Consider the following 12,218-nt stretch of genomic DNA (forward strand, 5'->3'; position numbering starts at 1 on the left):
ATGAATTATAAATCAGGTATATGTCAATCTGGAGCAGATTAATGGGATTTAGAAATACTGACTATAATAAGAATATTGATAGTAGCGATCGTATATCGTATGACTCTTCAAGTTATGCATTTGTAGATGTAGAAGTGGGAGTGAAGGATCATGCAATACATGACATTGGTGCTATTCGATATGACGGGCAGACTTTTCATAAAGTATCAATAGATGAATTGTTGGATTTTATTACTGATATTGATTATGTTTGCGGACATAATATAATTCATCATGATGCCAGGTATCTGTTCAAGGATAGACCAATCCGTCAGTTGTTGGTCGATACGTTATATATATCCCCTTTGATGTTTCCGGAACGTCCTTATCACAGACTTGTAAAAGATGATAAACTGCTTGCTGACCAGTTGAACAATCCGGTAAACGACTGTGAAAAGGCAAGGGATTTGCTTTTTGATGAAATATCACAATGGAAATCATTACCACATGAAAAGCAAACGATTTTAGCATCTCTGTTGAAAGGTAAGGAAGACTTTGATGGTTTCTTGAGTCTTGTGGGTGCAGTCAATGTTGAAAAAAGTGAATTGCCGTATTTGATACATAGGTTCTATGATAATAAAATATGTGGCAATGCTGATATTGCAATGCTTGTAGATTTGCATCCGTGTGAACTTGCATATGCTCTTGCACTTATAGACACTACTGACCATCGTTCCATAACCCCAGGATGGGTATTGAAAAACTTTCCTGATGTGGAATATGTTGTAAAGCTTCTTCGCAATACGAGATGCAGCTGTGGCTGTAATTATTGTAATTCCCAACTCGATGTTATTCAAAATCTTAAAACATTCTTCGGATATGACAGTTTCCGTACATACGAAGGTGAACCACTTCAGGAGAGAGCTGCAAGGGCTGCAGTAGATGGAAAATCATTGTTGGCAATATTCCCTACAGGCGGAGGAAAATCTCTTACATTCCAGTTGCCGGCACTGATGGAAGGCCGTACCGTTCATGGATTGACAGTGGTGATTTCTCCTTTACAGTCGTTAATGAAAGATCAGGTGGATAATCTTGCGGACAGAGGGATAACTGATGCGGTTACCATCAACGGATTGCTTGACCCGATAACTCGTTCGTTATCAATAGAGAGAGTACAGAATGGAGAGGCCTCTTTGTTGTATATTTCACCAGAAATGTTACGTTCGAAGACTATTGAGAAGATACTTATGGCTCGCCATGTCGTAAGATTTGTGATTGACGAAGCTCACTGTTTTTCTTCGTGGGGGCAGGATTTCAGGGTTGATTATCTGTATATAGGAAAATTCATAAGCGAATATCAGAAGAAGAAAGGTTTAGATACACATATACCGGTGTCATGTTTCACAGCTACTGCCAAACAGAAAGTGGTACAGGATATCTGCGATTATTTCAAGAATACTTTAGACCTAGATTTGGAACTCTTTGCTTCATCTGCTTCCAGAACCAATCTGAGATATTCTGTAATATATGCCGAAACTGATGATGAAAAATATCTGAGACTAAGGAGTCTTGTGTCGGAAACAGATTGTCCTACAATTATATATGTCTCTCGAACCAGACGTACGAAGGATATTGCTGCCAGGCTGACGCGCGACGGTTATAAGGCCTTACCTTTTAATGGCAAGATGGATTCGGACGAAAAGATTGCCAATCAGGATGCCTTCATGAACGATCAGGTACGTATTATAGTTGCTACATCTGCTTTCGGAATGGGGGTTGATAAGAAAGATGTTGGTCTGGTCGTTCATTACGATATCTCCGATTCGCTTGAAAATTATGTTCAGGAAGCCGGAAGGGCTGGTCGTGATCCGCAATTGAGTGCCCGTTGTTATGTACTTTATAGTGATAATGACCTTGATAAGCATTTTATGCTTCTAAATCAGACAAAGTTAAGTATCAGTGAAATACAGCAGGTATGGAAAGCGGTAAAGGATTTTACCAAACAGCGTATGAGAGTCAACTGTTCGGCTTTGGAGATAGCACGCAAGGCAGGCTGGGATGATTCGGTGGCGGATATTGAGACGCGTGTCAGGACAGCTTTGTCTGCATTGGAGCAAAGTGGTTATATTGAGCGTGGAAACAATGTTCCTCATGTATATGCCACAGGTATCACTGTAAAGAATATGGAAGAAGCAAGGGTTCGTCTGTCTTCATCTTTTCTTTTCGGAAGAGATGAAATAGAGAACGCTGTGAGAATAATAAAGTCCCTTATTTCGCAGAAACATATATCTAAAGCTCAGGATTCAGAGGCAGAGTCGAGGGTGGACTATCTGGCCGATATCCTAGGAATGAGTAAGGGTGAAGTGGTTTCTGTTGTAGAGAGAATGCGTCAGGAGGGTATATTGGCCGACAGTAAAGATATATCTGCTTATCTTCTTGATGTCGGTGACTCAGAACGTAAGTCACGAATTTTGTTGGAACGTTTTGCCAGATTGGAGCAATACATACTGACACATATACCCGATGATGCTTTGCGAATATCATGCAAGCAACTTAACGATGATGCCGTAAACGAAGGTATTTCCACTTCGAAAGAAAAAGATATACGTACATTGTTATATTTTCTTACCGTAAAGGGATATACACGTAAGAAAGAAGATGTGGCTCATAACATGGAGATACACCGGCTGGCTGACATGGATACTACAATACGTCGTTTTGAAAAACGTCTTGTTATCGGGCGCTTTGCAATAGAATGGTTGTATAAATTGGCTGCCGAAGCCGAAAAAAACAAAAAATCTGACAATGCGGTACAGTTTTCAGTCGTAGAACTTCTTAATCAAATAAAGTCCACTTCACAATTGTTGTTCGGAGGAATTGATGAGCTTCAGTTGGAAGATGTAGAGGAAGCGCTTTTGTATCTTTCAAAGATAGGAGCTCTGAAATTGGAAGGCGGATTTCTGGTTCTTTATAATGCAATGGACATAAAGCGCATAAAGGACAACAAGTCACGTTATAAGGTCGATGACTATCGCATGCTGAACGAGTTCTACAGACAGAAAATACAGCAAGTACATATAGTGGGCGAGTATGCCAATCTGATGGTAAAGGATTATAATGCGGCATTGCAGTATGTACAGGATTATTTCCAGATGGACTACAAGAAGTTTGTCTCAAAATATTTCAAGGGAGAAAGATTAAGTGAAATACAGCGAAATGTTACTCCGGAGAAATATAAACAGCTGTTCGGTTGTTTGTCGGAAAAACAGATGGAAATCATTTCCGACAAGGAGTCGCGCTGTATAGTAGTTGCAGCCGGTCCTGGAAGTGGAAAAACTCGTTTACTTGTACATAAATTGGCATCACTTCTTCTGATGGAAGATGTCAAGCACGAACAACTCCTTATGTTGACTTTCTCAAGAGCTGCAGCTACTGAATTCAAGCAGCGATTGATGGAATTGATAGGTAATGCGGCCCACTTTGTTGAAATAAAAACATTCCATTCTTATTGTTTCGACCTTTTGGGCAGGATAGGAAATCTTGATGATGCCAAAGATGTTGTGGAACGGGCTGCCGAAATGATAAATAACGGTGAGGTAGAACCAAACAGAATAAGTAAGACCGTATTGGTGATAGACGAGGCGCAGGACATGAGTTCGGAGGAATATTCCCTTGTCAAGGCTCTTATGTCCAACAATGAAGAAATGCGTGTAATAGCAGTGGGCGATGATGACCAGAATATATATGAGTTCCGTGGCTCAGACTCCGGATATATGTATCGTCTGAAAGATGAGCCGGGAGCTGTTTTTGTCGAAATGACTGAAAACTATCGTAGTGCGAGACGTCCTGTTGAATTTGCAAACAGTTTTGTGAAGAGTATTGGCAGGAGGATAAAGACTATGCCTATTATTTCAAAAAGGGAAGAGGAAGGTATGGTTAGTGTGACTCTTCATAAATCAGCCTTTATGTATCAGCCTCTTGTAGATCATTTGATCCGTACACATTCATGTGGTACAGCCTGTGTACTTACCCAGACCAATGATGAAGCTGTTATTGTGACAGCACTCTTAAGAAGGTATGGTGTAAACGGAAAGTTGATACAGTCTATGGATGGCTTTTCATTCTGGAATATGGCTGAGGTGAGATACTTTCTCAAATATATAGGTAAAAATGTAAAAACACCTCTCATAACTGACGAGCTGTGGCAGGCTGCAAAGCATGCAACTTATTCTTTGTACGAAAGCAGTCAAAGTTTGCTCTATCTCAAGCGGTGTCTTGAACTTTTTGAGGAAACAAACAAGGTGAAGTATTTTAGCGATTTCAAGGAGTTTGTTTTTGAGTCATCCGTAGAAGATTTTTGTGATATGACCGGTGCTGATGTAGTGGTATCTACAATTCATAAGGCAAAAGGCAGGGAGTTTGACGATGTCTATATGCTCGTCTCCGACGGATATTGTAAGGATGATCATCTGATGCGCAGATATTATGTAGGTATAACCCGTGCGAAAAACCGTTTGTTCATTCATACTACCGGCGGATGTTTCAATGGACTCGATGGTGCTGTATATCACTGTGATGCCAATCAATATCCAATGCCGGAAGAGATAGTCCTGCAACTGTCCCATAGGGATGTATATCTTGATTATTTCAAAGATTTGAAACATGATATCCTTATGTTGAGAGCCGGTGATCAGCTCTTGTACAAGGACTATTATCTATATGAGACAAAAGAAGAAAAGCCTGTAGCCAAGCTATCACAGAAGATGCAGTCCCGACTTCTGGAACTGAACGAAAAAGGATACAGTGTGAAGTCGGCTTCTGTACGTTTCGTCGTTGCATGGAAAGCTAAAGATGCTCCAAAAGAGGAAGCGGAGACAGCAGTACTTTTGGCTGATTTGTTTTTGTCAATGTAGTATATAAATACGATGGATATTACCGGTAGAAGATATTATATAAAAAAGATACTCCCGCCAATCGCTATTGTCAGGAGTATCACAACACAAAAACTAAACTAGACATAGCTTTTGAAATGTGATACTCCTGTCTGTAAATCAGTATGTTACAAGTGTTGAAAAATACTCAACTGGAATGAAAGTGGAATGAATTGTATTTTTTAATTTTATTGCATGTATTTTTTTAGAGCTTCTGGCATTTCTCTGTTGTCACTATTGCTCGGCTCTTTACTTGTTGAATTGTTTGAATTAACGACGTTGTTCATCTCTTCATCTGTTACAGATTTTTTCATCAGCCAGTGATAAACATTCTGATTATTCATTGTGACTGTATATGCCTGAACAAATTCCCATCCTTGTTTGCCAAAGTAGTTCATTGCATCTACCATAGAGTTGAATTCTATTTTATCACCGTTTTCATCTTTCATATATGATATGCCTTTCCAAAAGGATGATTCCTGACCATAGTCAACTTGAACTCTAACCTTATTGCTCATAAACTTTGCAGTTCCTACAAGTTCACAGTAGATGAAATTTTCTGCATTGATACTAAGTGTTGCAAACAGTAATGCGATTGTAAATAATAGTTTTCTCATATTTTTTTGATAGGGTTATTAAATATTGTCAGATTTTATATTATTACATTTTCTACATAGTAATTGTAAATTTCTAAATGAGGTTGCTCCTCCCTTAGATAAAGGAATGATATGGTCAAATTCAAGGTCTTCTTTGCTTCCGCAAATACAACATTTACCTCCATCTCTATTCCATACAGCATTGGCAATGTCTAATGGTATTGTCGTCCTATTACCATCTTTTTTTGTATAAACATTAAATACTTTTCCCTCAGATATCAGTTCATCCAAGGTTTCTCTTTCTATCATTTTTTTTCTTTCTTTAAATAGAACAGCCTGTTTAATTTCTTCTCTTTCAAGTTGTTCTATTATTTCTTCTTTCTGATCTTGTGGGTATTTCCTTATTCTACATATTTCATTGTTAAATCTGATCATTTTGTTTGTATCAGATTCAAAAATACCAGAAACAGGTGATTTGATTATGGTTGGGGCGTGCATCCCCCATATAGTATTATCAACTTTCATTGTAATCAAAGGATCATTTACATTGACCCAATTATGATTGCTTTTGGATTTGTCAAATTCTCTATTAAATGATAATGTATCAAACTCTTCTAAAGAAAAAATACGCCAATAATCATCATCTTCAACGATTTTATATTTTACCAATGTTGACTCTTTCATCCTTTGTGATAAAGGTTTGTTCTCTTCTGGTATTTGATTTTCTTTTGAAAAGTATTTTTTTCTCAAATCTTCATATTTATTTTCTTCTTCTTTAAGATTATTTCTTAAGCATTCAATTTGTTCATTAAGGTCTTTGATAATTCTTTGATAAGCAATTTCCGGTGTTTCATTGTTTGCTTTTGAAGTTAAATCCAAAATCAAATTATTATCATAATCTGAATAATGGATTTTTACTATTTCACTCTCTACATTTGAAAATAGTAAAGCCATCTTTATTTTAGAAAATTCAGGTATAGAATAATTTTCACTAATATAGTCGAATGAATATTTATCGCAAAGTTCAACGGCTGAGTGAGTAAATCCATCTTCATCAATGGCTTTGAAATTTTTGTATTTGATATTAATGTTTTGGGAAGTTATGTTTTCTACTATAATGAAAACTGTATATAATGAAAATTCAGTAGAAATTGTATTCTTTCTTAATTCATTTAAGTAAAATGGACATTCTTTTCGTTCGGGACATATTATTTTACAATGTGAGTCAGCATTAGATTCATGAGATACATAATATATTTTTATGTTATCATTCCCAGAGTTTATTTTATATTTCTCTTCCATTTTATCCTATATTCCTTTGATTGTTGTTAATAATAAGTTCCGCTTCCAGTTCTTTGATTCTTGCCTGCAGGTTTTTGATGGTGTCCTGCTGGAATGTGATTGTGTCAATCAGTTTGTTCATCCTGTCCTCAGCGCTTGTTGGCTGTTCAGATGTCAGGAGCATTTCACCCTTGCCACGTAATAACCATTCAGCGGAAATTTCAGGATAAGTTGAAAGTATGCTTAACGCTGTTTGTGTACTTACTTCATTCAATCCATTTAATTGCCTACTGAAAGTATTTTGTTTTAATCCACATTTTATTGCAAACGCTCTATCGGATAATCCAGTATAGGCTATTAATTCTTTGATTCTATCAACCATATAAACTCTATATAAATGTTAAATAATCCATAAATGGATAATAATTATATCATTATCCTTTGCAATAATCCAAAAATGGATTATCTTTGCAATACAATCAATCACACATACAAATATAATAATTTAAAATTGAAAATCAATATGGAAACTGGTGAATATTCTTATAAAAATGAAGTTGTTACACTTACCAACGACATTGAACTTGCTAAATCTATGACAGAAGAAGAGATGCAATCTTACTTCAATACAGATGATAGCAAAGAAGATTTCATAAGTTTTCTTGAAGATGAACTTAGGATAGCTGAAAGTCACATTGAAAACAATGATGATTTCAGTTTTATCGATCCTGGCTTTGCAAATGAAGCCGATTATTTGAGATACAAATTTGCGTAATAATAAACCTCACTAAAAGTCAAAAACCAAAAACAAAACATTATGGAAGTAAGAAACCCAAAATTCGAGTTAGGCCAGAAAGTCTGGATGCTCGACGAGAATCAGAAAGCTGTTGAGAAAGAAATCAGTTCTGCATCAATTAATGTTGCTAAAGACCATCAGTCTGTAAGTTACTACCTGGTTACTGATTCTCCTTACGCTTCGGACGCTTACAAGGCTTATGCGGAAAACAAGCTATTTGCGACCAAAGAGGATTTGAAAAAGTCCATTTTCGGTGATTGACAAATCACAACCCGGTGTGGCTTGACAGCCTATCCGGGGACTAATGAGAAGAGTTCCTTGACATCTTTAGGCTGACGGACGTACCAAACTGGTATAGTAATTCACCGTGGATAACGGGCGGTCCGACAGAGTATAGAATTTACGACAATTCGGTCTGCATGAGCAGGCTTTATGATACAAAAAAGAGATACTACAATAAATTTTTCATAGTTCTTAATTTTTGGTTGAAGCGTCCCTCCGAGAAAATTCCATGATTACAAAATCTCGGAGGGAACATTCCGGTGTAGCTTAATGGTAGAGCAGCAGTAAACTGAGGGCTTTGATTTAGGATTACAATTACTTCTGCAGGGTGGCGGTTCGACTCCGCCCATCGGAACTCTAAATTTATAAATCATGAAGATATTCAATAGTGTAATGATGCTGATGGTGGCTATTTGTGCCGTCGGCATGTTGTATGGGGCAATCACAACACCTAGTCCGGTGCAGGGTATATGGATAGGCTCCTGTGTAATTATGGTAATTGCATCGGTATATGGTTGTATAAAGGTATGGAAGGAAAAACTAAATTGATGGAGAAAAGACCTATAGTTTCGACATTGCGTGCTATGAAGGTCGGTGCTGAAGAAGTTTTCTGCATCCTGCAAAGGGTAACTATAATGAATACCCTTACTTCAAGGCTGGATCAGGAAAGGGCATCCGGCATGAACTGGACTTGCAAGACAGACCGTGATGCCGGAACAATAACAGTTAAACGTATAAGTTGATGATTTTTCAGTTAAACAATAATCTTATGACAACAATGTTTGTTGACAATACGGCAGCAATATTACTGGAAAACATATTGCTTGCTATGGAAGATGAATGCTTCTCAAAGGATTTGAGCGCAAAGATAGTTGGTGGCGAAGGCAAACTGGAGAAACTAATTAAGAGCGGTTCTATAAGGTTTGAGAAACCTACCAACAAACAGAACGGCAAGTGGTTTTGCAGGGCAAGTGATGTTCTGAGACATTGTGCCAGACGCAGACGAAACCGAAAGAAAAAGGTATTTAAAAAATAAGCCTGTGAAGGTCATATTCTATATAAAGTTAATAATCGATTTCAATTTTAAATTATTTGAATTGAGCCGCTTGTGAAAGCCGCTCAATACGGGCCCTAAGTTCAGGTGGTGGAACACCCTGTACGGGTATTTACAGGGAGGTGACGGGTTCAAGTCTCGTAGGGCTCACTACTTACTGATAGCGCTCAGGAGTATTACAATTTTAAACTATTAGACCTTAAGACCGCCCCACGGGCTGGGGTGGTAAACTGGTACCGTGGGCGTAATGGTAACGCCACCCCGCCAAAAGACGGAGAGATGCAGGTTCGAGCCCTGCCGGTACTACAACCCATGTTTGTGAGCCAGTCACTACCGAGAGTAGGGCGAAGATAGCGCAGGGATTCATCCGCGCGGCATCGGTTAGCCGTTGACTCTATCTGAAAGGTAATGCGAAATCGGTATGGTTCTTTTATTTTGTTTAGCTGGTAGCGGTGCTATTCCCGAATGGTAGCGGGATTATAATACCTGGAAACGATTGGGGTTCGATTCCCCTACACCGCACATAACACCTGTAACAGTAGGCTGTCCCTAAGAGTATGGAAGATTGAACTTTGTCGGGGAGGGTTCGATACCCTCACAGGTGGCTTGATAACAAAAGTTAAGGCGTAAAAATGGCGAAGTTTCAGATTGTAAAACTTGCTTATCTGAATTAATTTTACAGATGTAAAGAACTAAAAGTCAAACCATTAATACTTTAAACTATGGCTGAAAGAAAAGCTAAGACAGAAGCTCCTGCAAATGTTCAGGAGGTACAAGAAACAAAAGTAGAGGAAGTGAAGCCTCAACAGGATAAAAGAATGGATATTTACAATAGAAGTCGTGAATGTCCGAAAACAGCACTTCGTGAGATACAATCAGGTAGGCTAAAAGGTAAGTCTGATATTAATCCTATGTGGCGCATAAAGAAATTAACAGAGCTGTTTGGACCATGTGGCATAGGTTGGAAATATACTATAGATAAACAATGGACTGAAACTTGTTCTACTGGGGAAATTGCTGCTTTTGTGAATATATCACTCTACTATAAGTATGATGGACAATGGTCTGAAGCAATTATTGGAACTGGTGGTTCGTCATTTGTAGCGGCTGAAAAAAGCGGTCTTCATCTTTCTGATGAATGTTATAAGATGGCCCTTACTGATGCAATATCTGTTGCTTGTAAGGCACTTGGAGTTGCTGCAGACGTATATTGGAATATGGATGCTACAAAGTATGATGGACATAATCATAGCGAACATCAAGGTTCACAACAACAATCCCCCAATGTATTTACCGGAAAGCAATTAAAAGAAGCTATTGCAGAGGTGAATGCCTGTCAGTGTAGGGCTGATATTGATGTCGTATGGAAAAAATATCCATCATTACGCAATAGTCAAGAGTTCAGAAATACCGTACAAGCTATGTGTCAGATATATCCAGAATAATATGATAGAGTTAGTTAAATCTAGTGTGGTTTTCAATGAAGAGAACCACACTTATTTCCTGGGCGATAAGCTGCTATCAGGAATAACGGGAATGATTAAGAGACAATTGTTTCCGGATAAGTATAAAGAAATACCGCAACGCATCCTTGACCGTGCTGCGGATAGAGGTACAAGAGTTCATCACGAATGCCAGTTTGCAGACATTACAGGATTTGAGCCTGAAAGTCAGGAAGCCATGAATTATATATTCATCAGAACCGGTGCAGGATATAAAGCACTGAGTAATGAATATACTGTTTCTGATGAAAAATACTTTGCTTCCAATATTGACTGCGTGTGGGAGAAGGATGGAAAGATTGCACTTGCTGATATCAAGACAACGTATTCGCCAGATAAGGAGTATTTGGAGTGGCAGCTTTCTATTTACGCTTATTTGTTCGAGTTGCAGAATCCTAATCTGAAAGTGGACAAATTGTTCGGTGTATGGCTGTACAATGACAAGTCAGAGCTTATTCCACTTGAACGTAAATCCGACGAGGAGGTCAAAAGGCTATTGCAGTGTGAGATTGAGGGAACACGTTACCTTGATACTGAAACAGCACTTGAGCACAAGCAGGATGAAGTACAGCTATTGCCTAAGGACGTGATAAACAAATATCTTGAAGCTGTTGCGGAAGTTGAGAGAATACAGCCGTTCATTGACGGTTTCAAGGATTCGTTGAAACGTGCCATGATTGAACATGATGTCAAGTCCTGGGACACTGGTTGCCTGAAAGCTACCATAACACCTGCAGGCACGAAGAAAGCTTTCGATACAAAGAAATTCCAATCGGATCATCCGGAGTTGTATAAACAATACATCAAGGAGACCGAAACAGCAGCATCTATAAGAATTACATTAAGAAAGGAGGATACAAATGCTTAACAAGGTACAGTTAATCGGGCATCTTGGTAAGGACCCGGAAGTGAGAACGCTCGATGGAGGTTCTAAAGTCTGCCAGTTTACTCTGGCCACAACTGAAAAGGGTTATACATTGCAGAATGGAACTCAGGTACCGGACAGGACAGAGTGGCATAACATCGTGATGTGGAAAGGTCTTGCAGAGGTTGCTGAAAAATATCTTCACAAAGGAGATAAGATATACGTTGAGGGTAAGATAAGGACACGCAGTTATGAGGACAACAAGCAGATAAAACGCTCCATAACTGAGATATTCGTAGATAACATGGAAATGCTTGTAGTCAAGCAGCCACAGCAAGTACAGCAACCGCCTGCTCAGCAGCCTCAACCTCAGTACCAGCAGCGACCACAATACACACAGCAACCGCAATACCAGCAGTTCCCACCAAATGTAGATGGTGACGGACTACCATTTCCACCACCATATAGATAATCATGGAAGCGCAGATAATCAAGAAGGACGGGAAGGCTACAATGGATAAGGATTTCAATTTCATGCTTAGCCTTCTCCGCAATGGTGAGTACACTCTTACAATAAAGAGAAAGACAAAACCGAGAAGTCTTGACCAGAACGCACTCATGTGGATGTGGTTCAGGTGTGTTGGCGGTGCCTTACGTGAGTTCACTGGTGAAGCATACTGGAGCACAAAGGAAGGGGTTGAAACCATACATGACCTATACTGTAAGAAGTTCCTTACAAAGATGGTTGTTACTCCGAAGGGTGAGACTACGGAACTTGCAAGAGGAACAAAAAATCTAAGCACTTTGGAAATGTCCCATTTCCTCGAAGCTGTCAAGACAGATATAATGACAGAATATGGTATTCAGTTACCATTACCAACAGACAAATATTATTCGGCATTCGCAGCCGAGTATGAAAACAAATATTAAAT

The 12,218-nt window shown here is 38.7% G+C and carries 13 protein-coding genes, 2 tRNA genes and 1 pseudogene; 13 read left to right on the forward strand and 3 right to left on the reverse strand.

Annotation, left to right across the window (positions count from 1 at the left end):
* Positions 1-41: 41 nt before the first annotated feature.
* A complete protein-coding gene (locus NW213_RS01500) occupies positions 42-4,892 on the forward strand; it encodes a RecQ family ATP-dependent DNA helicase (RefSeq protein WP_375338093.1) in 4,851 nt (1,616 codons plus the stop codon).
* Between the two features lie 206 nt (positions 4,893-5,098).
* Here NW213_RS01500 and NW213_RS01505 read toward each other — a convergent pair whose 3' ends face one another.
* From NW213_RS01505 to NW213_RS01515, 3 genes are read right to left on the reverse strand one after another with little or no spacing between them, the layout of a single operon-like run.
* Positions 5,099-5,527, reverse strand: a complete 429-nt coding sequence (locus NW213_RS01505; RefSeq protein ID WP_258321583.1) for a hypothetical protein — start codon at positions 5,525-5,527, stop codon at positions 5,099-5,101.
* An 18-nt stretch (positions 5,528-5,545) separates the two neighbouring features.
* Positions 5,546-6,808, reverse strand: a complete 1,263-nt coding sequence (locus NW213_RS01510) for an HNH endonuclease (protein WP_258321584.1) — start codon at positions 6,806-6,808, stop codon at positions 5,546-5,548.
* A gap of 1 nt (position 6,809) precedes the next feature.
* A complete protein-coding gene (locus NW213_RS01515) occupies positions 6,810-7,169 on the reverse strand; it encodes an XRE family transcriptional regulator (RefSeq protein WP_258321585.1) in 360 nt (119 codons plus the stop codon).
* Positions 7,170-7,310: 141 nt separating this feature from the next.
* On the opposite strand from NW213_RS01515, the gene NW213_RS01520 reads away from it, so the two are divergent.
* The 12 genes and pseudogenes from NW213_RS01520 (at position 7,311) to NW213_RS01575 (ending at position 12,216) form a co-directional block, all read left to right on the forward strand.
* Positions 7,311-7,562 (forward strand): hypothetical protein, encoded by a 252-nt coding sequence (locus NW213_RS01520; protein ID WP_258321586.1) that lies wholly within the window; start codon positions 7,311-7,313, stop codon positions 7,560-7,562.
* Positions 7,563-7,604: 42 nt separating this feature from the next.
* Entirely contained in the window at positions 7,605-7,844 is a 240-nt protein-coding gene (locus NW213_RS01525) for a hypothetical protein (RefSeq protein ID WP_235329162.1), read from the forward strand.
* Between the two features lie 277 nt (positions 7,845-8,121).
* A tRNA-OTHER gene (locus NW213_RS01530) sits at positions 8,122-8,220 on the forward strand.
* Between the two features lie 17 nt (positions 8,221-8,237).
* Positions 8,238-8,414: a hypothetical protein gene (locus tag NW213_RS01535; protein WP_258321587.1), complete on the forward strand. Its 177-nt coding sequence runs from the start codon at positions 8,238-8,240 to the stop codon at positions 8,412-8,414.
* The gene (locus tag NW213_RS01540) at positions 8,393-8,608 is read left to right on the forward strand and encodes a hypothetical protein (RefSeq protein WP_258321588.1); all 216 of its coding nucleotides are present in this window, start codon (positions 8,393-8,395) and stop codon (positions 8,606-8,608) included. The genes NW213_RS01535 and NW213_RS01540 overlap by 22 nt, the downstream gene beginning before the upstream one ends.
* A gap of 26 nt (positions 8,609-8,634) precedes the next feature.
* Positions 8,635-8,901 carry a hypothetical protein gene (locus NW213_RS01545; RefSeq protein WP_258321589.1) on the forward strand — a complete coding sequence of 89 codons (267 nt, stop codon included), beginning with the start codon at positions 8,635-8,637 and terminating at the stop codon, positions 8,899-8,901.
* 90 nt (positions 8,902-8,991) lie between these two features.
* Positions 8,992-9,069: pseudogene (locus NW213_RS01550) on the forward strand.
* 82 nt (positions 9,070-9,151) lie between these two features.
* A tRNA-Leu gene (locus NW213_RS01555) sits at positions 9,152-9,225 on the forward strand.
* Between the two features lie 416 nt (positions 9,226-9,641).
* Positions 9,642-10,364: a hypothetical protein gene (locus NW213_RS01560; protein WP_258321590.1), complete on the forward strand. Its 723-nt coding sequence runs from the start codon at positions 9,642-9,644 to the stop codon at positions 10,362-10,364.
* A gap of 1 nt (position 10,365) precedes the next feature.
* Positions 10,366-11,289 carry a PD-(D/E)XK nuclease family protein gene (locus NW213_RS01565; protein WP_258321591.1) on the forward strand — a complete coding sequence of 308 codons (924 nt, stop codon included), beginning with the start codon at positions 10,366-10,368 and terminating at the stop codon, positions 11,287-11,289.
* On the forward strand, positions 11,282-11,758 hold the full coding sequence (locus NW213_RS01570) for a single-stranded DNA-binding protein (RefSeq protein WP_258321592.1): 477 nt from the start codon (positions 11,282-11,284) through the stop codon (positions 11,756-11,758). Before NW213_RS01565 ends, NW213_RS01570 begins: the two co-directional genes overlap by 8 nt.
* Positions 11,759-11,760: 2 nt before the next feature.
* Positions 11,761-12,216 (forward strand): hypothetical protein, encoded by a 456-nt coding sequence (locus NW213_RS01575; protein WP_258321593.1) that lies wholly within the window; start codon positions 11,761-11,763, stop codon positions 12,214-12,216.
* The last annotated feature ends 2 nt before the right edge of the window (positions 12,217-12,218 follow it).

The organism is Bacteroides sp. ET336 (assembly GCF_024733815.1).
Taxonomy (GTDB): Bacteria; Bacteroidota; Bacteroidia; order Bacteroidales; family Bacteroidaceae; genus Phocaeicola; species Phocaeicola cellulolyticus.

Excerpts from the sequence above, each read along its gene's own strand:
- NW213_RS01500 (WP_375338093.1), top strand. The coding sequence starts at position 42 with ATGGGATTTAGAAATACTGACTATAATAAGAATATTGATAGTAGCGAT.
- NW213_RS01505 (WP_258321583.1), bottom strand. The coding sequence starts at position 5,527 with ATGAGAAAACTATTATTTACAATCGCATTACTGTTTGCAACACTTAGT.
- NW213_RS01510 (WP_258321584.1), bottom strand. The coding sequence starts at position 6,808 with ATGGAAGAGAAATATAAAATAAACTCTGGGAATGATAACATAAAAATA.
- NW213_RS01515 (WP_258321585.1), bottom strand. The coding sequence starts at position 7,169 with ATGGTTGATAGAATCAAAGAATTAATAGCCTATACTGGATTATCCGAT.
- NW213_RS01520 (WP_258321586.1), top strand. The coding sequence starts at position 7,311 with ATGGAAACTGGTGAATATTCTTATAAAAATGAAGTTGTTACACTTACC.
- NW213_RS01525 (WP_235329162.1), top strand. The coding sequence starts at position 7,605 with ATGGAAGTAAGAAACCCAAAATTCGAGTTAGGCCAGAAAGTCTGGATG.
- NW213_RS01535 (WP_258321587.1), top strand. The coding sequence starts at position 8,238 with ATGAAGATATTCAATAGTGTAATGATGCTGATGGTGGCTATTTGTGCC.
- NW213_RS01540 (WP_258321588.1), top strand. The coding sequence starts at position 8,393 with ATGGAAGGAAAAACTAAATTGATGGAGAAAAGACCTATAGTTTCGACA.
- NW213_RS01545 (WP_258321589.1), top strand. The coding sequence starts at position 8,635 with ATGACAACAATGTTTGTTGACAATACGGCAGCAATATTACTGGAAAAC.
- NW213_RS01560 (WP_258321590.1), top strand. The coding sequence starts at position 9,642 with ATGGCTGAAAGAAAAGCTAAGACAGAAGCTCCTGCAAATGTTCAGGAG.
- NW213_RS01565 (WP_258321591.1), top strand. The coding sequence starts at position 10,366 with ATGATAGAGTTAGTTAAATCTAGTGTGGTTTTCAATGAAGAGAACCAC.
- NW213_RS01570 (WP_258321592.1), top strand. The coding sequence starts at position 11,282 with ATGCTTAACAAGGTACAGTTAATCGGGCATCTTGGTAAGGACCCGGAA.
- NW213_RS01575 (WP_258321593.1), top strand. The coding sequence starts at position 11,761 with ATGGAAGCGCAGATAATCAAGAAGGACGGGAAGGCTACAATGGATAAG.